At 52.4% G+C, this 23,490-nt stretch carries 24 protein-coding genes and 1 tRNA gene; 16 read left to right on the top strand and 9 right to left on the bottom strand.

Features of this window, described 5'->3' with window-relative positions; all coding sequences use genetic code 11:
• Window positions 1-22: 22 nt before the first annotated feature.
• Complete coding sequence (locus AZF00_RS13710) at window positions 23-829, top strand: symmetrical bis(5'-nucleosyl)-tetraphosphatase (RefSeq protein ID WP_062384039.1); 807 nt, start codon at window positions 23-25, stop codon at window positions 827-829.
• Between the two features lie 108 nt (window positions 830-937).
• Window positions 938-2,029 (top strand): tRNA nucleotidyltransferase/poly(A) polymerase-related protein, encoded by a 1,092-nt coding sequence (locus tag AZF00_RS13715; protein WP_062384042.1) that lies wholly within the window; start codon window positions 938-940, stop codon window positions 2,027-2,029.
• Between the two features lie 21 nt (window positions 2,030-2,050).
• On the opposite strand, the gene brnA is transcribed toward AZF00_RS13715, so the two are convergent.
• The 5 genes from brnA to tsaD form a co-directional block, all read right to left on the bottom strand.
• A complete protein-coding gene (brnA, locus tag AZF00_RS13720; protein ID WP_062384049.1) occupies window positions 2,051-2,317 on the bottom strand; it encodes a type II toxin-antitoxin system BrnA family antitoxin in 267 nt (88 codons plus the stop codon).
• The gene (locus AZF00_RS13725; protein WP_062384052.1) at window positions 2,307-2,570 is read right to left on the bottom strand and encodes a BrnT family toxin; all 264 of its coding nucleotides are present in this window, start codon (window positions 2,568-2,570) and stop codon (window positions 2,307-2,309) included. Before AZF00_RS13725 ends, brnA begins: the two co-directional genes overlap by 11 nt.
• Window positions 2,571-2,648: 78 nt before the next feature.
• Window positions 2,649-3,140, bottom strand: coding sequence for a 2-amino-4-hydroxy-6-hydroxymethyldihydropteridine diphosphokinase (gene folK / locus AZF00_RS13730; RefSeq protein ID WP_062384054.1), 492 nt, complete (start codon window positions 3,138-3,140; stop codon window positions 2,649-2,651).
• Window positions 3,133-3,528 (bottom strand): dihydroneopterin aldolase, encoded by a 396-nt coding sequence (gene folB, locus AZF00_RS13735; RefSeq protein ID WP_062384057.1) that lies wholly within the window; start codon window positions 3,526-3,528, stop codon window positions 3,133-3,135. The genes folK and folB overlap by 8 nt, the downstream gene beginning before the upstream one ends.
• Before the next feature lie 51 nt (window positions 3,529-3,579).
• Complete coding sequence (gene tsaD, locus AZF00_RS13740; RefSeq protein ID WP_062384059.1) at window positions 3,580-4,605, bottom strand: tRNA (adenosine(37)-N6)-threonylcarbamoyltransferase complex transferase subunit TsaD; 1,026 nt, start codon at window positions 4,603-4,605, stop codon at window positions 3,580-3,582.
• 189 nt (window positions 4,606-4,794) lie between these two features.
• Between tsaD and rpsU the strand changes: the two genes are divergently transcribed.
• The 5 genes from rpsU (at window position 4,795) to AZF00_RS13765 (ending at window position 9,969) form a co-directional block, all read left to right on the top strand.
• A complete protein-coding gene (rpsU, locus tag AZF00_RS13745; protein ID WP_008248432.1) occupies window positions 4,795-5,010 on the top strand; it encodes a 30S ribosomal protein S21 in 216 nt (71 codons plus the stop codon).
• 67 nt (window positions 5,011-5,077) lie between these two features.
• On the top strand, window positions 5,078-5,530 hold the full coding sequence (locus AZF00_RS13750) for a GatB/YqeY domain-containing protein (RefSeq protein WP_062384061.1): 453 nt from the start codon (window positions 5,078-5,080) through the stop codon (window positions 5,528-5,530).
• Between the two features lie 87 nt (window positions 5,531-5,617).
• On the top strand, window positions 5,618-7,483 hold the full coding sequence (gene dnaG, locus AZF00_RS13755; RefSeq protein ID WP_062384064.1) for a DNA primase: 1,866 nt from the start codon (window positions 5,618-5,620) through the stop codon (window positions 7,481-7,483).
• A gap of 110 nt (window positions 7,484-7,593) precedes the next feature.
• Window positions 7,594-9,408: an RNA polymerase sigma factor RpoD gene (rpoD, locus tag AZF00_RS13760; RefSeq protein ID WP_008248427.1), complete on the top strand. Its 1,815-nt coding sequence runs from the start codon at window positions 7,594-7,596 to the stop codon at window positions 9,406-9,408.
• A gap of 81 nt (window positions 9,409-9,489) precedes the next feature.
• On the top strand, window positions 9,490-9,969 hold the full coding sequence (locus AZF00_RS13765; RefSeq protein ID WP_062384066.1) for a hypothetical protein: 480 nt from the start codon (window positions 9,490-9,492) through the stop codon (window positions 9,967-9,969).
• Window positions 9,970-9,982: 13 nt separating this feature from the next.
• On the opposite strand, the gene AZF00_RS13770 is transcribed toward AZF00_RS13765, so the two are convergent.
• From AZF00_RS13770 to AZF00_RS13780, 3 genes are read right to left on the bottom strand one after another with little or no spacing between them, the layout of a single operon-like run.
• A complete protein-coding gene (locus AZF00_RS13770; protein WP_062384068.1) occupies window positions 9,983-12,181 on the bottom strand; it encodes an ATP-binding response regulator in 2,199 nt (732 codons plus the stop codon).
• On the bottom strand, window positions 12,178-12,549 hold the full coding sequence (locus tag AZF00_RS13775) for a response regulator (RefSeq protein ID WP_008248423.1): 372 nt from the start codon (window positions 12,547-12,549) through the stop codon (window positions 12,178-12,180). Before AZF00_RS13775 ends, AZF00_RS13770 begins: the two co-directional genes overlap by 4 nt.
• Window positions 12,550-12,560: 11 nt before the next feature.
• Window positions 12,561-14,438, bottom strand: coding sequence for an adenylate/guanylate cyclase domain-containing protein (locus AZF00_RS13780; RefSeq protein WP_062384071.1), 1,878 nt, complete (start codon window positions 14,436-14,438; stop codon window positions 12,561-12,563).
• A 76-nt stretch (window positions 14,439-14,514) separates the two neighbouring features.
• Here AZF00_RS13780 and AZF00_RS19360 point away from each other — a divergent pair, with 76 nt between their 5' ends.
• Together AZF00_RS19360 and AZF00_RS13785 are read left to right on the top strand one after the other, a co-directional pair.
• Window positions 14,515-14,664, top strand: a complete 150-nt coding sequence (locus AZF00_RS19360) for a hypothetical protein (protein ID WP_156474867.1) — start codon at window positions 14,515-14,517, stop codon at window positions 14,662-14,664.
• Between the two features lie 32 nt (window positions 14,665-14,696).
• A tRNA-Ile gene (locus tag AZF00_RS13785) sits at window positions 14,697-14,773 on the top strand.
• Window positions 14,774-15,188: 415 nt separating this feature from the next.
• On the opposite strand, the gene AZF00_RS13790 is transcribed toward AZF00_RS13785, so the two are convergent.
• On the bottom strand, window positions 15,189-16,502 hold the full coding sequence (locus AZF00_RS13790) for an MFS transporter (RefSeq protein WP_062384074.1): 1,314 nt from the start codon (window positions 16,500-16,502) through the stop codon (window positions 15,189-15,191).
• Window positions 16,503-16,653: 151 nt separating this feature from the next.
• Between AZF00_RS13790 and cyoA the strand changes: the two genes are divergently transcribed.
• The 7 genes from cyoA to AZF00_RS13825 all read left to right on the top strand — a co-directional run bounded on the left by cyoA (window position 16,654) and on the right by AZF00_RS13825 (window position 23,447).
• On the top strand, window positions 16,654-17,640 hold the full coding sequence (cyoA, locus tag AZF00_RS13795) for a ubiquinol oxidase subunit II (protein ID WP_062384077.1): 987 nt from the start codon (window positions 16,654-16,656) through the stop codon (window positions 17,638-17,640).
• A gap of 77 nt (window positions 17,641-17,717) precedes the next feature.
• Window positions 17,718-19,703: a cytochrome o ubiquinol oxidase subunit I gene (gene cyoB, locus AZF00_RS13800; RefSeq protein WP_062384079.1), complete on the top strand. Its 1,986-nt coding sequence runs from the start codon at window positions 17,718-17,720 to the stop codon at window positions 19,701-19,703.
• Window position 19,704: 1 nt separating this feature from the next.
• Complete coding sequence (gene cyoC, locus AZF00_RS13805; protein ID WP_062384082.1) at window positions 19,705-20,334, top strand: cytochrome o ubiquinol oxidase subunit III; 630 nt, start codon at window positions 19,705-19,707, stop codon at window positions 20,332-20,334.
• Window positions 20,331-20,708 (top strand): cytochrome o ubiquinol oxidase subunit IV, encoded by a 378-nt coding sequence (gene cyoD / locus AZF00_RS13810; RefSeq protein ID WP_062384085.1) that lies wholly within the window; start codon window positions 20,331-20,333, stop codon window positions 20,706-20,708. Before cyoC ends, cyoD begins: the two co-directional genes overlap by 4 nt.
• A 9-nt stretch (window positions 20,709-20,717) precedes the next feature.
• Window positions 20,718-21,443 carry an SURF1 family protein gene (locus AZF00_RS13815; RefSeq protein WP_040803044.1) on the top strand — a complete coding sequence of 242 codons (726 nt, stop codon included), beginning with the start codon at window positions 20,718-20,720 and terminating at the stop codon, window positions 21,441-21,443.
• 104 nt (window positions 21,444-21,547) lie between these two features.
• Window positions 21,548-22,870: an ATP-binding protein gene (locus AZF00_RS13820; protein WP_008248405.1), complete on the top strand. Its 1,323-nt coding sequence runs from the start codon at window positions 21,548-21,550 to the stop codon at window positions 22,868-22,870.
• Between the two features lie 4 nt (window positions 22,871-22,874).
• On the top strand, window positions 22,875-23,447 hold the full coding sequence (locus AZF00_RS13825; protein WP_008248404.1) for a response regulator transcription factor: 573 nt from the start codon (window positions 22,875-22,877) through the stop codon (window positions 23,445-23,447).
• Window positions 23,448-23,490: the final 43 nt, after the last annotated feature.

The following is a 23,490-nucleotide window of genomic DNA, read 5'->3' on the forward strand; positions in this document are numbered from 1 at the left end:
CAGCATAGACGGAGCAAAGATCGTGGGCAGATATGCTGTAGGGGATTTACAAGGCTGTTTAAAACCCCTGCAATGTCTGCTCAACGAGGTCGGCTTTCAAGCCGAACACGATCAGCTCTGGCTAGTTGGTGACCTCGTCAACCGCGGTCCCGACTCACTTGAAACTCTGCGTTACCTCTACAGCATTCGCAATAGCCTGCGTATTACCCTCGGCAATCACGACCTGCACTGCCTTGCGCTGGCCCGCGGCGCTACTGACCGCGGCCGTCACCCCACGCTCGAAGCGCTACTTAATGCCCCCGACTGCGGCGAACTCATGGACTGGCTGCAACAACAAGCGTTGGTACTGCGCTCCGACGACGGCCGCTACCTAATGAGCCACGCAGGCATTCCCGCTGCGTGGAGCAGCGAACAAGCCCTGAGTCTGAGCCGTGAGATCGAAGCCGTTTTACAAAGCGCGCAGGCTGACGATTTTTTTAAGGAGATGTACGGCGATGAACCAAACCGCTGGGACGACAATTTAAGCGGCCTAGTCCGCCTGCGCGCCATCACCAACCACCTCACCCGCATGCGCCTTAGCAATGCCGAGGGCGAACTGGAATTACAATTTAAAGGCGCCCCAGCCGACATCCCCCAAGGCTACCGCCCGTGGTTTGAGTGGCAGGAACCAAATACCCGCAGCGAAACCCTTATATTCGGTCACTGGGCGGCACTGGAATGCCAAACTGGGCGCGATGATATTATTGCCCTAGACAGCGGCTGCGTGTGGGGACGAGAAATGACGATGTTGGATATGGATAGCGGGGAGTTGCATCGGTGCGCATGCTAAACGCTTGACGGGAGACGGGAGATGCAAAACAAGCGTTTACCGTCTCCCGTCCAGCGTCTCCCGCTTTTGCTATACTCCTCGCACAAACCCACTAAGACCCTTTAAACAATGAAAACCTACCTCGTCGGCGGCGCAGTTCGCGATCAATTACTCGACTACCCTTATCACGAGCGTGACTGGGTGGTAGTGGGTGCCCGCCCCGAAGATTTGCTAGCACTCGGCTACCAGCAAGTGGGCAAGGATTTCCCGGTGTTCCTGCACCCCAAATCTAAAGAAGAATACGCTCTCGCCCGCACCGAGCGTAAAAGCGGGCCCGGCTATCACGGTTTTGTCTGCGATTTCAGCCCAGACATCACCTTAGAGGAAGACCTCAGCCGTCGCGATCTGACGATTAATGCCATAGCCCAAGACGAAGATAAGGCGATTATCGACCCCTATCACGGCCAACGCGATCTCGACGCTAAACTGCTGCGTCACGTGTCGCCCGCCTTTGCCGAAGATCCCCTGCGTATTTTGCGAGTCGCGCGTTTTACTGCCCGTTACGCCCATCGCGGCTTTACGGTCGCCGAGGAGACTATGGCCTTAATGCGCAGCATGAGCCGTAACGGCGAGCTGGCCACCATCGCCCCAGAACGAATTTGGGTAGAGCTAAGCAAGGCCCTGGGAGAACAAAATCCTGCGAGTTTTTTCGAGGTGCTGCTCAACTGCGACGCCCTCGCCGCACTCTTTCCTGAATGGGCAGCATCGTTCACGCCGGCGTTATTAACCCTGATCGATACCGCCGCCGCGCAGGCGCTGTCACTAGACCAGCGCTTTGCCATTAGCTGCAGCAATCTCGATGCCAGCAGCTGCAAAACCCTGTGCCAAAATCTGCGCGCCAGCAATAGCGCAAGTTGGCTAGCGGAACGCTGCGCGGCAACCACCCCACTCCCTGCGATGGAGTCGGCGGAAGAATGGCTAAAGGTTTTGGAACAATTTGATTACGCTCGTCGCCCCGAACAGCTAGCTAATTTTATCGCCATTGCCCAGCTACTCCAGCCCAGCGAGACCCGACTGGCGATGCTAGGGGATGCTGGCGAGCAATTGAGCGCCATTAGCGCTGGGGAATTAATGAGCCAAGGCTACAAGGGGGCGGAACTTGGCGCTGCTCTGCGCGAGCAACGCTTGGCAGCATTGCGGGCAATTACCGGCGCAAACTAGCGGGGGGTTTTAACGCCCAAATCAGCCCCGCGCTTTTCGCGTAGGCTGCATTTGCTTGCTCAACGTTGATTGCTCTAAACGTTCAGCAAGCCATACTTTAATTATGGACTGACGAGTAACCCCTAGGCGCGACGCCTCTTTATCAAGTGACTCAATCATCCAGGTGGGAAAATCTACGTTAACCCGTTTCTGCATTTGATTGGGACGCTTGATAGATGAAAGATCAAGCTCATCGATAACATCCGATTGATTATCGTCGAACTTCTTATCCAGCGATTTAGCTTTCATAAAGTACCACCTCAGAATTTCGGGACCGCCGAACGGAGATGATCCTAATCCTGTCCGTACGGTAAGTAATAATGGCAGACAAATGCTTCCCGTCGATCATGCCGACCACCAAAGCTCTTGGCTCATCATCTGATTTAGCCATAATTTCAATAAAATCAGTATCCTGCCAGATAGCTTGGGCATCAACAAAGTCAATGCCATGCTTCTCGAAGTTGGATTTGCTCTTCTTTGGGTCAAATTCGAATGAATACATAGGTATAAAAAATATACCTTTTTAGCAATTTTGGCAAGGTGGTCGCCGAGGCTTTTAACAGGGAGTTCTAGCCGAAGCTTATGACGGCCAGCAAAACTCGACCGGCCACAGTTTCTGCTCACTGACATAGCCCGCCCATAATTCGCGATAGGTTTTGCCGCTCACTGGGTGACAGTGATCCGGCGCCAATTCGCTCAGTGGCCGCAGCACAAAGGCGTTGTAGGTCACTTCGTCGCGGGGCAGTTCAATGCCAGCAAAATTACCGCAGAGATTATCGTAGCTGAGAATATCAATGTCTAAGGTGCGAGGGCTGAACTTAGGCGCGCCGGGCACACGACCGAGGCGAACTTCGATCTCACGCAGCAAATCAATCAAGGGCGCCAAAGCCATATCGGTATCAAAGCTCACCACCATATTTAAAAACAAACTACCGCGAAAGCCCACCGACTCACTCTCGTAAACCGGCGACAAGCGCAGCGGCGCAAACAGCTCAGCAAGGGCATCTAGCGCTTTCACCATATGCCGGTAGCGCTGAATATTACTGCCCAGGCCCAAAAACACCTCAGCCATTCGCATTACCAAGCCGAGAGCCGATTATTGGCGACAGCGGCGTCCCGCGCTCAATAACCACCCCCACATCCTTGGCCTGACGCATTGCCCCGGGCTTGGTGATACTTAAGCGCAGCCAGGGCACATTAAACTCGGCCATTATTAGCGCCGCACACCGTTCGGCAAGTGTTTCAATCAACCGGAACTCGCTGTCGCGCACAAATCCAAATAAGGCTTCAGTCACCGCTTTGTAATTCAGTGTTTTGCTAATATCGTCGTGCTCGGCAGCCGCGCGAATATCGGTACCCAGCTCCACACTTAATATCACTACCTGCCGGTGCGCACGTTCCCAATCAAAAATACCGATAACGGTATCGACTTTTAATTCACTTATATAAACAATATCCATGGCGTTTCTCGCTAGGTCTGCGCGCTACAACTAATTATGAAAATTTAAAAATTAGACGGCATCTAACTCAGTCATCGGCCAGCGCGGGCGAATAGTCACACCAAGGCCTTCATGCTGGCCCGCCGCTAATCGACAGTGACCTGCATAGGCGATCATAGCGCCATTGTCGGTACAGAATTCAGACCTAGGGTAGTACACACGACCACCCGTTTTGGCTAATTTTTCTGCCAGGCGCGCCCGTAACACGGTATTGGCACTAACACCGCCGGCAATGACCAAGGTCTTCAAATTCTCTTGCTCTAGCGCACGATGGCATTTAATCACCAAGGTGGCGACCACCGCCTCTTGAAATGCCGCGGCGATATCGGCCTGATCTTGGGAATTATAGGTGCCCGCTGCTCGACTGGCAGTGACCGTGTTCAGCGTAAAGGTTTTTAAACCACTAAAACTAAAATCCAGACCGGGGCGATTCACCATGGGACGGGGAAAAGTGTAATGCCCCACACGCCCACGCTCGGCAGCCTTCGCCACCTGCGGCCCACCGGGATAGCCCAGCTCCAGCATTTTGGCTGCCTTATCGAAGGCTTCACCGGCGGCATCATCTAAAGATTCGCCTAATAAGGTATAGCTGCCAATGCCGTCTACTCTCACCAGCTGGGTATGACCACCAGAGACCAATAAGGCAATAAAGGGGAACGCTGGGGCATCAGTCTCCAGCATCGGCGCAAGTAAGTGACCTTCCATGTGATGCACACCAATAGCTGGCACACCCCAGCCGTAGGCCATGGCACGCCCCGCACAGGCACCCACCATTAGCGCACCCGCCAGGCCTGGGCCTTTAGTAAATGCCACACCGTCGAGATCTGAGCCCTGCATATCGGCTTTGGTCAGCACCTCGCGAATCAGGGGCAATAATTTGCGTACATGGTCGCGCGAGGCCAGTTCCGGCACTACGCCGCCATATTCTGCGTGCAAGGCAATTTGACTATAAAGAGCCTCGGCCACCAAGCCCTGCTCAGTGTCATATATTGCCACCCCTGTTTCATCACAGGAGGTTTCCAGTCCTAAAACCCGCACAATTGCTCACTTCCTACGCTAAATAAGCGCGCATGATACTGACTTCAGCTTATTCGCACCAGTTATCAGCGCAATCGCTTTGCTTTTTGCGGCAACTGAGTATAGAATTCAGCGCCCTTGGAGTGCCGCTTTTAATTAATGCGGTATAGACAGCAAATTCTTGCAAAAAAATCAGGACAGGTTTAACGGATGCCTTCAGTCAAACTCAAAGAAAACGAACCATTTGATATCGCCCTGCGCCGTTTCAAGCGCTCTTGCGAAAAAGCCGGCGTTTTAGCCGAGGTTCGCCGTCGCGAATTCTATGAAAAGCCCACTTCTGTACGCAAGCGTCAAGCAGCAGCTGCAGTAAAGCGCCACGCGAAGAAAGTGTCTCGTGACACTAAAAAGCAGCAACGCCTCTACTAAGACCTACGTCTAGTAGGGCTTTGCCCGCTAAAGATCCAATCCTCTTAACAGGGAGTCTCTGCGCATTATGGCAGACCAAACGCTGAAGCAAACGCTTAGTGACGCGATGAAAACCGCGATGCGAGCAAAAGATAAAGCGCGACTCTCTGCTGTGCGGCTCATTCTCGCCGACATTAAGCGCATTGAAGTTGACGAACGCATTGACGTTGATGATGCACGGGTTCTTGCCGTGCTCGACAAAATGCTAAAGCAACGCCGCGACTCGATCAGCCAGTACGACAGTGCTGGTCGTGTCGATCTTGCCGATCAAGAACGCTTCGAAATGGACGTTATTCAGTCTTTTCTGCCCACGCCACTGAGCGACGCGGAACTCGACGCACTGATTAACGCTGCCATTGCCAGCACTGGCGCCGACTCCATTAAAAACATGGGGCAAGTCGTTGCCATTCTCAAACCGCAGGTTCAAGGCCGCGCGGATATGGGCATGGTCAGCCAAAAGGTTAAATCGCAGCTTCAGTAGCGCTGGAAATTTTACGCTATAGTGAATTATTGTCCTGCGTAGCCTTAATAACTACGCACTTCTACCTTCGCTTTTGGATACGCTGACGTGGCCGCAAAAGGACGCATTCCGCAATCTTTTATCGACGAGTTACTATCTCGAGTCGACATTGTTGACGTTATCAACCGCCGTGTTGCGCTCAAGAAAACCGGCAAGAATTACAGCGCGCGCTGCCCTTTTCACGACGAAAAAACCCCCTCGTTCAGCGTAAACCCTGACAAACAGTTCTATTACTGCTTTGGCTGCGGCGCAGGCGGCAATGCCATTGGCTTTATTATGGACTACGACCGTCAGGATTTTCCTGGTGCGGTCGATAATCTTTCCAGCCTCGCCGGCCTTGAAGTGCCCCGCGAAGAGATCAGCCCCCAGCAGCAAATAAAACAAGAGCGCCGCAAAACCATTTACGACCTAATGGAAAAAGTGGCCAGCTACTACCAAAAGCAATTACGTGAACACCCCCAAGCCCAGCGCGCTGTCGATTATTTAAAACAGCGCGGCCTGAGCGGACGCATAGCTCGGGATTTTGACATCGGCTTCGCCCCCCCCGGCTGGGACAATTTACTCAAAACCCTCGGCGACAATGACGAGCACCGCCAGCAACTCATTGACGGCGGCATGCTCATTGAGAAGGAAGACGGCAAACTCTACGACCGTTTTCGCGACCGCATCATGTTCCCGATTCGCGATAATCGCGGTCGGGTTATCGCCTTTGGCGGCCGCGTACTAGGCGACGACAAACCCAAATACCTGAACTCGCCCGAGACTGACATCTTCCACAAAGGCAAAGAACTTTACGGCCTTTACCAAGCCCGTCAAAACAATCGCCACTTAGAACAACTGCTGGTAGTAGAAGGCTATATGGACGTGGTGGCCCTAGCTCAGCACGGCATCATGACCGGCATTGCCACCCTCGGCACCGCCAGCAATACCGAGCATTTGCGCACCGCGTTTCGCTATGCCAGCGAACTGATTTTTTGTTTTGACGGCGATGCAGCGGGTCGCAAAGCCGCCGAGCGCGCCCTTGAAAATGCCCTCCCCACCATGGAAGACGGTCGCCGCATCCGCTTTTTGTTTTTACCCGAAGGCGACGATCCAGACAGCGTCGTGAACCGCGATGGCGCGGCAGGCTTCCAAAAACTCCTCGCCCAAGCGCAACCGCTGGAGCGCTATTTTTTTGAGTCATTCCACAGCCAAACCGACCCCAGCACCCTCGAAGGCAAGGCGCGCCTGAGCAAACTGGCCCTACCCATGCTGCAATTGCTGCCGCCCGGGGTTTTTCGCCAGCTGATGCTGGACTCGCTGGCGGAGCGCACCGGCCTTAGTCGGCACGCGCTCGATCAGCTACTGGATGACACGAAACCCGCCTCTCCGACGCCAGAAACCAGCAGTCGCCCCCCGGTGGCGCCGAGCACCCGTAGCACCAAAAAACTAGTCGCCAACTTACCCAGTACTAGCCGCGACCCAATGCTATTTGCCCTTGCAATGGTACTCTTCAACCCCCGCGGCGCGGCAAATCAGCACCTCGCACTCGGCGCAGACGAGACCTCCGCGGCCGCAAATCTACTCAGCGATATTCTAAAATTACTCAACAAACGTCCCGGCTCTAGCACCGCCATGCTACTGGGCCACTGGTATGGCCAAGCTGAGTACGACATTTTAATTGAGGCTCTAAAAACCATCGCCTTACTCGGCCCCGAGCTAGACGATGAAAAGGCCCAACTCGCCTTTTTAGACACTCTCAGCCACCTCGACACCCAAAAATCGCAACAACATTTGCGCCAACAAGTTGAACAATTGCGAGAACACGGCCAACTCGACAAAGCTGTCAGTGACGGCTACGCTGAACTGAGTGACGACCTCAAACAACAGCTCTTGGCCATTCAACAGCTACTCAAGCACAAACATCAGCGCTAATACTTTGGCCAATCCCTGAACACAGCCGGAATTTACTGGTCGTATAGGGTGTAAATAGAGTATAATTTGCGGCTAATTTTTCACCTGCACCTAGCGAGTAATTTGAAAGAATGAGTGACTCTAAGCATCAATCGCGACTCAAGCAACTCATTGCCAAAGGCAAGGAGCAGGGTTATCTAACGTACTCTGAGGTCAACGACCACCTGCCGGAAGACATTTCTGATCCGGATCAGGTCGAAGAAATCATTCAAATGATCAATGACATGGGTATCCAGGTGTTTGAACACGCACCTGATGAAGATACCCTGATCATGGCTGGCGGCGATTCGCCAGATGATATTGCCGCTGCCGAAGCAGCCGCAGCGCTGGCCGCCGTTGAAACCGAAACTGGTCGCACCACCGATCCCGTGCGCATGTATATGCGTGAAATGGGTACGGTTGAGCTGCTGACCCGCGAAGGCGAAATTGTTATCGCCAAGCGCATTGAGGAAGGCATACGGGAAGTGATGGCCGCGCTGGCCTACTACCCCGGCGTTGTCACCGGCATTTTGGCCCAGTACGACAAAGTAGCCACCGAAGAGCGCCGTTTGGGCGACATTATGAGCGGCTACTTGAACCCCGCTGAAAATGTGCAATCACCTCAGCAGCAGGCTGCTGCTGCCGCTGAAGCCGCCGAGGCAAACAACACTACCGCTGACGCCGAAGACGAAGACGAAGCCGTATCTGGCCCAGATCCAGAAGAAGCCCGTATTCGCTTTGCCGCGCTGCAAGAGCAATCTGACAGAGTAGAAGCGTCTATTGCCGAACATGGCCGCTACAGCAAGCAAACCGCAAAAGAACTAAACGAACTGGGCGAGATCTTTAAGTATTTCAAACTTACCCCTGCCATGTTCGACCCCCTCATTGAAGAAGTACGCACTACATTGAGCTCTATTCGCTCAATGGAACGGGAAATCATGACCGTTTGCGTGAAGAATGTCGGTATCGATCGCAAAGAGTTTATTCGCAGCTTTCAGGGTAATGAAGCCAACCTCAAATGGGGCGATGAGCTGCTTAAAAAGCACCCTAAACTGGCCGACTACAGCGATGTTATTCGCCGTCTCCAGAATAAGATTGCCCATATCGAAGAGCGTCAAGACCTGACCATCTCCGACATCAAAGAAATTAACCGCCGGGTTTCTATCGGCGAAGCGCGCGCCCGCCGCGCCAAGAAAGAAATGGTTGAGGCCAACCTGCGTCTGGTTATTTCGATTGCTAAAAAATACACCAACCGCGGCCTGCAATTCCTCGATTTGATTCAGGAAGGCAACATCGGCCTGATGAAAGCGGTAGACAAGTTTGAATACCGTCGTGGTTACAAATTCTCTACCTATGCAACTTGGTGGATTCGTCAGGCGATCACCCGCTCTATTGCCGACCAAGCGCGGACTATTCGTATTCCTGTGCACATGATCGAAACCATCAACAAGCTCAACCGTATCTCGCGGCAGATGCTTCAGGAGATGGGCCGTGAGCCAACGCCAGAAGAGCTTGGCGAGCGCATGGAAATGCCAGAAGACAAGGTTCGTAAAGTACTGAAGATTGCCAAAGAGCCAATCTCAATGGAAACCCCAATTGGCGATGACGAAGATTCGCACTTAGGTGATTTCATTGAAGACGGCACAATCTCTTCACCAATCGAATCAGCGACCGGCGAAGGTCTTCGCGAAGCGACTAAAGACGTACTGGCTGGCCTAACCGCTCGCGAAGCAAAAGTACTGAGAATGCGCTTTGGTATTGATATGAATACCGACCACACTCTTGAAGAGGTTGGTAAGCAGTTTGACGTTACCCGCGAGCGAATTCGTCAAATTGAAGCTAAGGCACTGCGCAAATTGCGGCACCCAACCCGCTCAGATCACCTGCGCAGCTTCCTCGACGAGTAAGTCTGTTGTGGCCGAGGCAGCGCCTCGGCCGCAAACTCGACACCGAGTGATTTAAAAACAAAGCACACGGACTACAGATTAATGCCTTTACGCCTTTCCTGCCTTACCCTGCTCTGCACTTTTGTTATTAGCGCCTGCCAAACCCCGCCTACGCCTCGTACTCCAGAACCTATCGAGATACAAACGGCACTGCAGCATTTGGAAAATAAGCAATACCAAGCAGCGGCAACAAGTTTCCAAGCGGCTCTCAACACGGGTAGCGAGCGCGTAAGCCAGCAAGCACTTGCGGGGCTGTGTTTACTACACCTGCAAAACCAAGACATTGCGGCGGCTACGAGTAGCCTCGACGAGCTTTATCAACGCGCACTGCGCAAGCCACAAGGCGATAACAGCCTTCAAATGTTGCGTATTAGCTTACAGCTTAATTTAGAAAACACACTGCGCCTGAACCTAGAAAGCCAAAGCCGACAAGCAGCCGAAGCGAAGCAGCAACAGCTCCATAATGAAACCCTAGCCTTGCAGCGCGCACTGGCAAAACTGCGTCAACTGAGCCTGCAGTAAGGGCTTACACCATTTAACTGCGATTTAAATACGCGCCCAACTGATCACACAGGCTCTGAATATCGGACTCCGTCTGGGCCAGCATAATCGGTACCTTGCGGCCATAATCTTTACGCAAAAACGCTAAGAAATCGTTTACCGCATCCGTATCGCTGTGCGGCCCTACGATGATCAGCTGCCACGGCAGATCCTCCAGCAAGGCCTTCGCCTTGGCGACCTCCACACAGTGATAAATTTCCCAATATTCCGCGCCGGGCAATAGCGCGATAGCTTTAGCTAACGCGTCGCCTTGTTCAAGCAATAATAAATTGCCGACCGCGGTAGCTGGCAGTAACTCGTGAACAACGGCTGTTAATGTTGCACTATCTACCGGCTTCACTAAGTATTCATTTGCGCCCAGCAACAAGCTCAAGTCACGCTCATTGAGCATCGATAGCATTAATACCGGCACATCAAACAGTGCCTGATCACTGCGCAAATTGTGCAACACTTGCCAGCCATCCATACCAGGCATCATCACATCGAGAATAATGACGTCTGGACGCTGGGACCTTGCCATACGCATGCCCTCAACACCCGAATTAGCCAGATGCACCTTATACCCAGCCTTGACCAGTGTTCGCGCACTTAACTCCAATGCTGCTGGGTCGTCATCTATAACCAGCACATCGCCAATACTAGCGCCGTCAAACTCCGTGCTTAAACCAAGTTCTTGAGCATCTAACGGCAGTACCAGCTCAAATCGCGAGCCCTTACCTTGCTGACTTTCAGCGGTAATCGATCCCCCTAATAATTCGGCAAATTTGCGGGATATCGTCAAACCCAAACCGGAGCCACCGTACTGTTTGGTAGTCGACAAATCAGCCTGTACAAAGGCGTCAAACACCCGCCCCAGTTGCTCCTCAGTCATACCAATACCATTGTCACGGACCTCTGCAACAAGGTAGGAGCGACCACTCACCGACTTTTCCAACACTGAGAGGTGGACATCTCCCTGCCGCGTAAACTTAGCCGCATTACTGAGCAGGTTTAAAAGTATTTGGCGCAAGCGCGTTACATCGGTTCGTATCAATTCACTCTGGAGTTCAAAATGACAGTGCAAGGTGTTGCCATTCTTGGCCATTAGTGGCGCCATCGTCACTTCAACGTCACGTAACACTTCCTCTAACGCAACATCTTCCCAATAGACCGCCATGCGCCCAGATTCAATTTTCGAGATATCCAAGACATCATTAATCAGGGTGAGCAGATGTTTACCGGCAAGCTGGATCTTCGCTAAATCCGGGCGCAGGCGCTCGACCGGCATTTCAGGCTCGTCTTCAATATCCTCAAGCAGCATTTCAGAGTAGCCAATAATGGCATTCATCGGTGTGCGCAATTCATGACTCATATTCGCCATAAAGCCACTTTTGGCCTGATTGGCCGCATCCGCTCGACGACTGGCATCGCGAACCCGCGCCATCGCTTCACGCAAATTAGAGGCCATGTCATCAAAGGACTTGGCGAGCTGGCCAAACTCATCGTAGCCCATATCGCCAATGCTGTAGTCAAAATTGCCACTACCCCACTCAGCAGTACCCTTCTGTAATTGCCGAATAGAGCGGCGGGTATAGCGGGTCATGTAATAACCCAGAATGAAGGTCGTTAGCAGTGCCAACAAAAACACTCCCAACGCAACCTTGTTCGTCTTGCTCACGACATTACGCAAGCCGACGTTAATTTCATCTGAACGAGTCAATAAATACCATTCATTGGCGCTAATTCTGCCGCTTAGCGCCTCATATTCACGCTGCAGGCTCTCTGTATCTAACTCACTGCCACGTTCGAGAAAATCACGCCAGCGGCGCAACATTAATTGCGCTTCCAAATACTGATAACGCCCCTCTTCGAGATACTCTTGCAAATCATCGTTCAGCTCGCCCTCGAGCGCCAATAAAGCATCGATGGTGCTAAGTAACTCCTGCCGTTCTGCGGCGGTAATACGGTTTTCGACCCCTGACTCCGACAAGGCATCAACGACCAAAATTTTACGGTGGGTACTGTACATTCGCTGACTGAAATCATTGAGTTCAGACTGGGTGCGAATAACATGCTGCAACAACCAGACATTACGTCGCCGCGAGTCGTTGCCCCAAACCTGAATAAGCACACTACCCAGAGATAGCATTAAAATAGCGACAAATGATAAAGTCAGCCGACGGGTGAAACTCATTCCACGCGTCCTAGCAAGCGTTCAATTTTTGACAGGAGACGCGGCAGATCAACCGGTTTGGTATCGTAATCGTCACAGCCCGCCTGCAATGCGCGCTGCCGGTCATCAGCCATAGCATGAGCAGTCAGGGCAATAATGGGAATATGACTAAGCCCGCTATCGGCCTTCATTTCACTTGCCACTTGCCAACCGTCCTTCACGGGCAAGCTCATATCCAATAGTAGCAAGTCAGGCATTTCTGCTCGGCACAGGTCAATGCCTTGCTGACCATCTATGGCCAGCAACACTTGGTAGCCCTTGCGCTGTAATCGTCGACTCAGCATATCGCGATTCATTTCATTGTCTTCAACCAGTAATACTTTTGGCATCAATTTCTCGCTCAAGATGTAAGTGTCGGCAATTTACTAAGCTCATCGCGCAGAGCAACCGTGGCCGAGGTCACGGTTAGCGTATAGATATCGTCTTGTTTATCAGTAATTTTGGCGTAACAACTTTCAGTCAAACCTTCCACCCGTACATCTGCTAACAAGGCCAATGGTTCTGTGCTCTGCAAACGCAGCTGCTCACCCGCCACCGCCACTAGCAAGCCGGTCAAGCCCTGGTCGGCAACTTGCTTGGCTGCCATCAAACTCAATTTCAACGCAATCGGCGGCTGCACCGCCTGCCACTGGCATTGAACAGATTCCAGCAGCAAGTCATAGGGTAAGCCCACCCCGAGTATTTCAGCTAATTCGAGCGGCTCGACCATGCCTTTTAAATCCACCGCAACGCCTTTGCCGGTCAATACTTCCACCGACGCTGCCGCCACGGTCGCGGGTGAGGCTAATATTTGCCCGCCCACAGTACAAGACTCTATTCGGCCAGTAAGATTCACATTGTGACCAACCACGCCGTATTTGGAGCGCAGCTCCGATCCGATATTTCCAGCCACCACATCGCCGGTATTCAAACCAATACCAATCGCAATTTCGGGCAAGTTATCGGCACGGTTGCGGGCATTCACTTCTTTAATCGCCAATTGCATCGCTAGCGCGCAGGCCAATGCGCGGTCGCAGTCATCTTTATCGCTCACCGGCGCACCAAAAATCGCCAGAATTCCATCACCAACAAACTCATCAACCGTGCCACGATAACGCTGAATAATTTCAGTCATCACCCCAAGGTAATTGTTCAGCAGCTGCACGCACTGCTCCGGTGCTAACTGCTCGCTAATCGCCGAAAAGCCCCGAATATCCGCCATGAGTATGGTGACGGTGCGACGCTCGCCCCCCATGCTCAAGCCATTATTATCGTCTAGCAGTCGCTGTACGATTTCATCTGACAAATAGCGACCAAAAACCTTGCGAATAAAGCGCTGACTCTTTTCCAGCTCAGCCAAATACTCCCGCTCGCGATCTTGCCAGCGCTTGGCCTCCAATAGCGCGCCAATTCGCGCCCGCAACAAGGTTGCATTCACCGGCTTAAGTAAGTAATCACTTGCACCCGCGTCTATACACCGCACCGCGCCCTCTTCATCCTGCATACCACTAACGACAATTACCGGAATGCGACGCAAAGCTTCATCACTGCGAATCACCTGCAGCACTTCATAGCCGTTCATATCCGGCATCACCAAATCGAGCAGTACCAAGTCTGGATTGGCACTGCGCATCACCTCTAGGCAGCGCTCGCCGCTCGCGGCCTCAATTACCATATGATCTTGGCGCTGCAACTGATGGGCCAATAAATCTCGGCTGCTGTCGTTGTCATCCACCACCAAAATACTGCCGGTGAGATGATCTTTATCATCGCGAATAATGCCCCGCTTAAAACTCTGAAACATCGCGGCAATGGGATCCGCTTTTGCAGATTCAGTGGCCTGCAACGAAAAGCCGTCTAAGCGCTCTTGAAACAGCCGCGACTGGTGCCGAATTTGGCTGAGAAATGCTTGCGCTTCGGCCGCATCGCAATCCTCCATCAACATCTCGCTATAACCATCGACCAAGCCAATAGCATTGCGCAAGTCGTGGCGCAGACGGGAAATCTCGGTTTGCGACGTCACACTGAGGGTCGAAACCACCTGCAGCACATCAAGTATTTCAGCCGCCGCACGAGCAATGCGCTGGGCATCAGCCAGCAGCGCGCCGTCACCCGCAATCGCCGGTAATTCCAGCAGGGACTCGGTATACGCAGCCACCGACGCCAGCGGCGCCTGTAGCGACTGACGCTTATCATCAAGATACGCCTTAAAAATCCGCTCTTTGTCGTCCAAAGTCATTTCCTTCTACCAGACCATGTCCACTAGATTATTGCACTTAAACAGCACTTAAGCACAAAAATAGCATGGCACCTCAATGACTTCCGACAAACAAGGGATTAAGGAAGCGCTGGCCAACTGGCCTCACCAGCATTATAATGCGCGCTGTTTTTCCGGTGTACACGCCAAGGCGCGTAATCAAACCACCGCAGCTGAACTGATTGGCGTAACTAAATTCACGATTTAGCCCACACCAACAGCACTCAGCACAAGAAAAATGGGCCTTTAGCTCAGTTGGTTAGAGCATCCGACTCATAATCGGCAGGTCCCCAGTTCAAGTCTGGGAAGGCCCACCATTTTTCTTACTGGCTTCTTACTCAATAAACTCCTGTTCGTGGAAGTATAGATTGGCATCACTCGCTGATGCGCCAGCCGCTGCCTGTTCGTCTATTAATTCAAGTCAATATAAGCTCGTCCCTCGACCTCGCACACATCATAATTTTAATGTCGGCATATTCACACGCGATAAAGCGATGACAGCATTGCCAAAAGCATTCACTAGCATCCACTATCGAATAATGATTTACAGAGCGCTTTCCAATCGAGGGTAAGCGCTATAGCAAACTGAAATTATCGGCTTAATTATTCTTATATGAGAAACGTTTTTGCTATCTACTTCGGGGAAAGGAGAGAAATAAACAAAAGCCCCTTATATTGCATTCAACATAAGGGGCCTTTAATACAGCGATGGCTCTTCGAATTAGCGAAAACCTAGTCTGCCGCTTCCAAATGCTTGCTGATTCGCAGTGCCAACAAGGTACAGAGTGCGCCGGAGATCAAATACAAACTCACTGCCATCAGCCCAAAATGCACTGATAGGCCAAGGGCAATTAACGGCGCAAACGCAGCGCCAAACAGCCATGCAAAATCTGAAGTTAATGCCGCACCAGCGTAGCGGAAGCGCCGCTCAAAATTGGCGGTTAAGGTGCCCGAAGCTTGGCCGTAAGAGACACCGAGCAGTGCAAATCCAAGCAATATAAAGGTGTCTTGCATTACTGGAGTGCCACTCATCAGCATTGGTGTAAACAATGCAAAAATGCCAATAAGCACCGCCATCAATGACACGGTGGTGCGTTTGCCAATACGATCAGCAATAACACCGGAGGCAACGGTTGCAATGATACCAATGCAAGCACCGAACACCTGAACAATTAATACATTGCCAATTAATTGCGACTCACCCAAAGCGATCCACGACAGCGGAAAGATGGTCACAATATGAAACAAAGCATAGCTAGCGAGTGCGGCAAAAGCACCCAAGAAAATATTTGGCCCCTGCTTTTCCAGCATTTCGCTAGTACTAATAGGCTCCAGTTCGCTCTCTTCCAATGCAGCGGTATACTCTTCGGTAAGCACCAAGCGCAGCCGCGCAAACAGTGCGACCACATTAATCGCAAAGGCCACAAAGAAAGGGTAACGCCATGCCCAGGCCTGGAAGTCTTCAGCACTAACACTACGAATCAGGTAGTAAAATAATAAATTGGCAACAAGAAAGCCAATTGGGGCACCGAGCTGACCGATCATGGCATACCAGCTGCGTTTGGCTCGCGGCGCATTGAGCACCAATAGCGACGGCAGTCCATCCCACGAGCCGCCAAGCGCAAAGCCCTGTAAAATGCGGAACATAGCGAGGAAGAATATTGAGGCGCCACCAATCGAGTTATACCCCGGCAAAAAAGCTATGCCAGCGGTTGCGGTGCCCAATAAAAACAGCGAGCTGCTTAACTTAACGCTACGACCCCAGCGACGCTGTATATTCATAAACAGCGCGGTACCGAAGGGTCTCGCCACAAAGGCCATGGAGAAAATGGCAAAGCCGTATAACATGCCCTCTAAGGTACTGGCGAAGGGGAAAAATACGCTTGGAAACACCAATACGCAGGCCATGCCAAACACAAAAAAGTCAAAATGTTCTGAGGCGCGGCCGATAACCACGCCAATGGCAATTTCGCCGGGGGCGACTGGCGAGTGACCCGCTGGAGTCTGCATATCAGCTGCGAGAGAAGAGTTTGTAGTACTGGCCATGGTGCGGCGCTCATCCGTAGGTTTTATGAATTATTGAAAGACTACTCCGTTTCCCCCACGCCAGCCATAGGACAAATTGTCCAATTCTTTCCCAAGCCCAATTCGCTTAAAGTCTGCGTCCTCTTATTAACATCTGGACTTGCGAGTGGCGATGTCGATTTCTAAAACTTTGCGCACTATATTCGTTTCCGCTATCGGAATGGCCCTGCTGTCTGGCTGTGACACCGTGGTTATGTCGCCGTCGGGCGATATTGCGGCGCAACAGGCCAAGCTAATTGTATGGGCGACGATTCTTATGTTGATCGTCGTGGTTCCGGTCATTGTGCTGACCCTGCTATTTGCCTGGCGCTATCGGGCATCCAATAAAGAGGCCACCTACACGCCAGACTGGGACCACTCCACCAACTTGGAGCTGGTCATCTGGGCTGCACCGCTGGCCATTATTATCGCCTTGGGCGCACTAACCTGGGTGAGCACCCACCAGCTCGACCCCTACCGCCCTCTTGATCGAATTGACGAAGGTCGCCCCGTTCCCGAGGGTGTTGAGCCGCTAATTGTCGAAGTGGTCGCGATGGACTGGAAATGGCTGTTCTTTTACCCCGAGCAAGGTATCGCGGTGGTGAATCAATTGGCGGCCCCTGTGGACCGGCCAATAAAGTTCAAAATCACTGCTACCACCATGATGAACTCCTTTTATATTCCGGCCTTGGCGGGACAAATCTACGCCATGGGCGGCATGGAAACCCAGCTGCACGCGGTCATCAATGAAGCCGGTAGCTACGACGGTTTCTCTGCCAATTACTCTGGTGCGGGCTTTAACGGCATGCGTTTTAAATTCCTAGGCATGCCCGAGACCGAGTTTGACAAGTGGGTCAGCAAGGTCAAAACCGACGGCGACGTTCTCAGCCGCAGCGTATACACCGAACTCGCTGAGCCTAGCGAGTACAACCCCGTGCAATACTATCGCGAAGTGGCGCCCGATCTTTACGACGCCATTCTCAACCGCTGCGTTGAGCCTGGCACCCTGTGCATGAAAGACATGATGAAGCACCACGGCAGCCACAAAAGTGAAGTCGCCGCGCCAAGCTCTGCAAATTCAACAGCCAAAACACATGACGAGGGTCACCATGCCCACTAGCTATTTTTGTGCAATTACCGTGGTCGCAATGCGTCCGTCCCATTCACTTTTAGCGCGTCAGGGCGCCGGTAACTCTCATGTCTGATCTAAGTACTCTTATATTTGGGCGCTTAAGCCTTGATTCCATCCCATTTCACGATCCAATTTTGGTCGCGACCTTTGTGGTCGCTGCCCTCGGTGGTATAGCCTTGCTTGGCGCGCTCACCTACTACAAGGTGTGGGGCTATTTGTGGAAGGAGTGGTTTACCAGCATCGATCATAAACGCATCGGCGTGATGTATATGATTCTGGGTTTAATCATGCTACTGCGCGGCTTTGCCGACGCCATCATGATGCGGATTCACCAAGCCATGGCCTTTGGTGAAGCTACCGGCTACCTGCCGCCAGATCACTACGACCAAATATTTACCGCCCACGGCGTGATCATGATTTTCTTTGTGGCCATGCCCTTTGTTGTTGGCTTAATGAACTACATTGTGCCCCTGCAGATCGGCGCGCGTGACGTAGCCTTCCCATTCTTAAACAACCTCAGCTTCTGGATGACCAGTGCCGGTGCGGCGCTCATCATGATCTCACTGTTTATCGGTGAATTCGCCAAATCCGGCTGGCTGGCCTACCCGCCATTAACCGGAATACTGCAAAGTCCCGGGGTCGGGGTGGATTACTATATTTGGTCCCTACAGATTGCCGGGGTCGGCACCTTGCTGTCCGGCATCAACTTTGTCGTGACCATTGTCAAAATGCGCGCGCCCGGCATGAACATGATGAAAATGCCGATTTTCACCTGGACCGCGCTGTGTACTAACATTTTAATTGTGGCGGCTTTCCCCGTTTTAACAGCGGTAATGACCCTACTGTCCTTAGACCGCTATTTGGACATGAACTTTTTCACCAACGATCTTGGCGGCAACGCCATGATGTACGTAAACCTGATTTGGATCTGGGGTCACCCAGAGGTTTACATCCTGATTCTACCGATCTTTGGTGTGTTCTCAGAGATCGTCTCTACCTACAGTGGTAAGCGCCTATTCGGTTACTCGTCCATGGTCTACGCGACTTTGGTCATCACCATTCTGTCTTACCTCGTGTGGCTGCACCATTTCTTTACCATGGGATCTGGCGCAACGGTGAATAGCTTCTTTGGTATCACCACCATGATTATTTCTATTCCCACTGGCGCGAAAATCTTCAACTGGTTGTTCACCATGTACCGTGGTCGCATTCAGTTTGAAGTCCCCATGCTGTGGACCATCGGCTTTATGATCACCTTCGTAATTGGCGGCATGACCGGCGTGTTACTGGCTGTGCCACCTGCTGACTTTGTGCTGCACAACAGCCTGTTTTTGATTGCTCACTTCCACAACGTCATTATCGGTGGCGTGGTGTTCGGCACCTTCGCGGCGATTACCTTCTGGTATCCCAAAGTTACCGGGTACAAGCTGGAACCCTTCTGGGGCAAGGTCTCGTTCTGGTGCTGGTTTATTGGTTTCTACCTCGCCTTTATGCCGCTGTACATGTTGGGCTTTATGGGCGTCACCCGCCGTATGAGCCATTTCGACGATCCATCGCTGCAGATTTGGTTCCAGATCGCCCTAGGTGGCGCGGTGTTAATCGGCGCAGGTATCATCGCCTTCTTGGTTCAGCTGTATGTGAGCTACAAGCGTCGCGACTCGCTGCGCGACGAAACTGGCGATCCGTGGGGTGGCCGCACCCTAGAGTGGTCAACCTCCTCACCACCGCCAAAATACAACTTCGCCTTTACCCCACGGGTATACGATCTTGACGCCTGGTGGCATATGAAGAGCAATGGCTTTAAACGCGCAACTGATGGCTTTATGCCCATCCACATGCCAAAAAACACCGCTGCCGGCATGGTGATCTCAGGCCTCAGCGCAGTATTCGGTTTCGCGATGGTTTGGCATATGTGGTTGATCGGCGGCCTGACGTTTGCGGCGCTAATGATCGCCATTATTGCGCACACTTTTAATTACAAGCGCGACTACTACATACCGGCTGAAGAGGTCGCGTTAGTCGAAGCCCAACGTACCGAGGTAGCTGCCTAAGATGTCTCACTCTACTGCTATGCCGGCCGCAGAGCCGGGCCAATTCGACTTCCTCGTTAAGGGAGAGCATCACGTCGCCAACGGCACGCTGCTGGGCTTCTGGTTGTATTTGATGAGCGACTGCCTCATCTTTGCCGCGCTGTTTGCCACCTATGGCGTATTGAGCCAAAACTATGCGGGTGGGCCATCGGGCGCAGATTTATTTGATCTACCGCTGGTCGCCTTAAACACCAGTTTTCTGCTGTTTTCGTCGATCACCTACGGCTTTGCCATGCTGCAGATGCAGCAGCGCAAACTCAAAGGCACCATGATTTGGCTGGCCATTACCGGCGTATTCGGCGCAGGCTTTCTCGGCTTAGAACTCTATGAGTTCTACCACCTTTTACACCAAGGTGCTGGTCCCCAGCGCAGTGCGTTCTTGTCGGCCTTTTTCACCCTTGTCGGCACCCACGGTTTGCACGTGTGCATTGGCATAATTTGGTTAGTTACCTTGCTTTTCCAACTCCGCAAGCACGGCTTAACCACCGCAAACCGCCGCCGTTTATTCTGCCTGTCTATGTTCTGGCACTTTCTTGATGTTGTCTGGATCGGCGTATTCACTATTGTTTATTTGATGGGGTCACTGTCATGAGCGAGCTTTCACACAACCACGATGAGCATCACGACCATCACGAAGAAGAAGGCCCGCACAGCAGCTTCAGCGGTTATATGCTGGGCTTTATGGCCTCGGTGTTTCTTACCGCCATCCCCTTTTGGCTAGTAATGGGGGATGTGTTTAGCTCACGCAACACCACCGTGCTGATCATTCTCGCCTTTGCCCTAGTGCAAATTCTGGTGCACATGGTTTATTTTCTGCACATGAATTTTCAGTCTGAAGGTGGCTGGACCATGCTCTCGCTCATCTTTACGGTGATTTTATTATTCATTACCTTGGCCGGTTCGCTGTGGGTGATGCACCACATGAATGTGAATATGATGCCCTCGATGATGTCGGGCGGCAGTTAAACCGTGCCCATGCGCCGCATAGTTAGCTTATCGATAATCAGCCTATGCGGCCTGCTCCTCTTTATCGGCTTTATCGCTCTCGGCAATTGGCAATTAGAACGCCGATTGTGGAAGTTAGACTTAATCGAAAAAGTCGAAATCCGCGTTCACGCACCCGCTGTAGCAGCGCCAGGCATTCGCGACTGGCCTTCGGTTAATAAGGCCGACGACGAATACCGCCACGTCGAATTACGCGGCCAATTTCTGCAAAACAAAGACACCCTGGTGGTTGCCGCCACCGAGCTTGGCAGCGGCTATTGGGTACTCACGCCATTTCAGCGCCACGATGGCAGCATCGTATTAGTCAATCGCGGCTATATCGGCCAAGGTGTCACGCCACAGGCGCCACCGCAGACCGACACAAGCCTCACCGGCCTGCTCCGGCTTAACGAGCCAAAGGGCAGTGTGCTGCGTGAAAACAGCGCAACTACCGGCCGCTGGTATTCACGGGATGTAAAGGCAATTGCTGACAGCCTCGGTATCAGCGCCGCGCCTTATTTTGTAGACGCCGATGCTAATCCGTCGCAAACCCAGAGCGGCGACAGTCGAAGCGCCAACACTCCGGTCGGCGGACTCACCGTCATTAGCTTTAATAATACGCATCTAGTGTACGCAATCACTTGGTACAGCCTCGCCCTTTCAGTGCTGATTGCTGGTTTTGTCGTGTTTCGGGAAGTTCGCCGCGCGACAGATTGAGCGTAGCTGCGCACTCAGCCCGTCATGCGTATACTGGCTTGCGCGCACAACAAACCGAGCACTAAAGCGCCTGAGCTAAATTAAGCCTGGGGAGAAACACAATCATGACCGACACCAGAGCGCTTGCTGCCGTAAACCAGCTGCTAAGACAAACTGAATCCGACGATACCGACACCCTCGGCAAACATATGCGCCAGTTGGTGCAGTTGCGCTGGATGGCAGTGCTTGGCCAATTACTCACCATACTTGTTACTCATTACGGCTTTGGCGTTGAGCTGCCGCTGCAGCCAATGCTAAGCGTGTTAGCCGGACTTGTCGCCTTCAATGCTTTTAATGAGTTAAGTTTACGGATGCGGCGCCGAGTCGGAACGGCAGAATTGTTTATGGGCCTACTGGTAGACATGGGCACACTGACCTTCCAGCTTCTCCTCAGCGGCGGCGCAACCAATCCCTTCGTATTTCTTTATTTACTCCAGATTGGCTTGGCCGCGGTACTTCTGACCCAAGTCTACGCCTGGGTACTTATGGGCGTCGCCACCCTGTGTTTTCTTTGGCTGGCCGAAGCCGGACGTCCCATCGACCTTCCTCAAGATTATCACCTCGGCATCCGCAGTTATTACATTGAAGGTATGTTGATATGTCTGGCACTCAGCGCTGCCCTGCTAGTCATTTTCATCAATCGTATTAACCGCACTCATCGGGAACACGATGCCCGCCTCGCGGAATTGCGCCAGCGTGCCGCAGAAGAAGAACATATTCTGCGTATGGGCTTACTGGCCTCCGGTGCCGCCCATGAACTTGGTACGCCACTGGCAACCATTGCCGTCATTTTGGGCGATTGGCGGCATATGCCCACGCTTAACGACGACCCGGATCTGCGCGAAGAAATCACCGAGATGCAAACTCAGGTTAAGCGCTGTAAAACCATCGTTAGCGGTATTCTTATGTCGGCGGGGGAAACTCGTGGTGAATCTTCCGGTGAAACCAGCGTTTGTGCGTTTTTCGACGAGCTGCTCGACGAGTGGCGAAGCACCCGTAAAGTACGTGAATTCAGCTTTGACAATCAATTTGGCGAAGATCTAGATATTGCTTCAGACACGGTATTAAAACAGACGATCTGCAATCTGCTCGATAACGCCCTAGAAGCATCACCGGAATGGGTAGGCCTGAACGTATCACGCAAAGACGACAACTTACTAATACGAGTTATTGACCGCGGTCCCGGCTTCGCCAAGGAGGTATTCGACCGCCTCGGCCAACCGTATCAATCCACCAAGGGCCGACCAGGCAGCGGTCTGGGATTATTCCTTGTATTCAATGTGGCGCGAATTTTAGGGGGCCAAGTGCGCGCCCGAAATCGTCACAAAGGCGGCGCCGAAATTAGCCTGCGCCTACCACTCGACGCACTCCGTCTTAAGGAGGTTTAAGCACATGACAAAGGAATCCAGCACCGCCGATGCAAACAACGACGACAGCGCACCGACGTTATTGCTCATTGAAGACGATGCCGCCTTCGCACGAACCTTGGGTCGCTCCTTCGAGCGCCGAGGCTACGCAGTAATCAGCACCAGCAGTCTCAACGGCGCACTTATTTTATTAGAGAGTCACTCCCCCGGTTACGCGGTGGTGGACCTCAAATTAGATGGCGAAGCATCTGGCCTAGCCTGCGTGCAGGCCTTGCACAAACACGACCCCGACATGCTAATTGTGGTGCTCACCGGCTACGCAAGCATCGCCACAGCGGTAGAAGCAGTAAAACTCGGCGCCTGTCATTATCTTGCCAAGCCCTCCAACACAGACGATATCGAAGCCGCATTCAATAACGCAGAAGGCAATGTTGCCGTTGAAATTCGCGGCCGCGCTACCTCGATAAAAACCCTCGAGTGGGAGCGCATTCACGAAACGCTAGCAGAGACCGGCTTTAATATTTCTGAAACCGCTAGGCGGCTGGGAATGCACAGAAGGACACTAGCTCGAAAGCTCGCCAAGCAGCAGGTTAAATAAGACGCAAAGTCCCGGATTTCCAAACATCGCAACGGCCTGCATT

The sequence above is a fragment of the Zhongshania aliphaticivorans genome (assembly GCF_001586255.1).
Classification (GTDB): domain Bacteria; phylum Pseudomonadota; class Gammaproteobacteria; order Pseudomonadales; family Spongiibacteraceae; genus Spongiibacter; species Spongiibacter aliphaticivorans.

Coding starts and splice junctions, on each gene's coding strand:
- folK (WP_062384054.1), bottom strand. CDS start 3,140: ATGGCTGAGGTGTTTTTGGGCCTGGGCAGTAATATTCAGCGCTACCGG.
- AZF00_RS13775 (WP_008248423.1), bottom strand. CDS start 12,549: ATGCCAAAAGTATTACTGGTTGAAGACAATGAAATGAATCGCGATATG.
- rpsU (WP_008248432.1), top strand. CDS start 4,795: ATGCCTTCAGTCAAACTCAAAGAAAACGAACCATTTGATATCGCCCTG.
- rpoD (WP_008248427.1), top strand. CDS start 7,594: ATGAGTGACTCTAAGCATCAATCGCGACTCAAGCAACTCATTGCCAAA.
- cyoA (WP_062384077.1), top strand. CDS start 16,654: ATGTCGATTTCTAAAACTTTGCGCACTATATTCGTTTCCGCTATCGGA.
- AZF00_RS13750 (WP_062384061.1), top strand. CDS start 5,078: ATGGCAGACCAAACGCTGAAGCAAACGCTTAGTGACGCGATGAAAACC.
- AZF00_RS13715 (WP_062384042.1), top strand. CDS start 938: ATGAAAACCTACCTCGTCGGCGGCGCAGTTCGCGATCAATTACTCGAC.
- AZF00_RS13815 (WP_040803044.1), top strand. CDS start 20,718: ATGCGCCGCATAGTTAGCTTATCGATAATCAGCCTATGCGGCCTGCTC.
- AZF00_RS13765 (WP_062384066.1), top strand. CDS start 9,490: ATGCCTTTACGCCTTTCCTGCCTTACCCTGCTCTGCACTTTTGTTATT.
- cyoB (WP_062384079.1), top strand. CDS start 17,718: ATGTCTGATCTAAGTACTCTTATATTTGGGCGCTTAAGCCTTGATTCC.
- AZF00_RS13780 (WP_062384071.1), bottom strand. CDS start 14,438: ATGACTTTGGACGACAAAGAGCGGATTTTTAAGGCGTATCTTGATGAT.
- AZF00_RS13790 (WP_062384074.1), bottom strand. CDS start 16,502: ATGGCCAGTACTACAAACTCTTCTCTCGCAGCTGATATGCAGACTCCA.
- cyoD (WP_062384085.1), top strand. CDS start 20,331: ATGAGCGAGCTTTCACACAACCACGATGAGCATCACGACCATCACGAA.
- cyoC (WP_062384082.1), top strand. CDS start 19,705: ATGTCTCACTCTACTGCTATGCCGGCCGCAGAGCCGGGCCAATTCGAC.
- AZF00_RS19360 (WP_156474867.1), top strand. CDS start 14,515: ATGACTTCCGACAAACAAGGGATTAAGGAAGCGCTGGCCAACTGGCCT.
- brnA (WP_062384049.1), bottom strand. CDS start 2,317: ATGAAAGCTAAATCGCTGGATAAGAAGTTCGACGATAATCAATCGGAT.
- AZF00_RS13825 (WP_008248404.1), top strand. CDS start 22,875: ATGACAAAGGAATCCAGCACCGCCGATGCAAACAACGACGACAGCGCA.
- AZF00_RS13725 (WP_062384052.1), bottom strand. CDS start 2,570: ATGTATTCATTCGAATTTGACCCAAAGAAGAGCAAATCCAACTTCGAG.
- AZF00_RS13770 (WP_062384068.1), bottom strand. CDS start 12,181: ATGAGTTTCACCCGTCGGCTGACTTTATCATTTGTCGCTATTTTAATG.
- folB (WP_062384057.1), bottom strand. CDS start 3,528: ATGGATATTGTTTATATAAGTGAATTAAAAGTCGATACCGTTATCGGT.
- AZF00_RS13820 (WP_008248405.1), top strand. CDS start 21,548: ATGACCGACACCAGAGCGCTTGCTGCCGTAAACCAGCTGCTAAGACAA.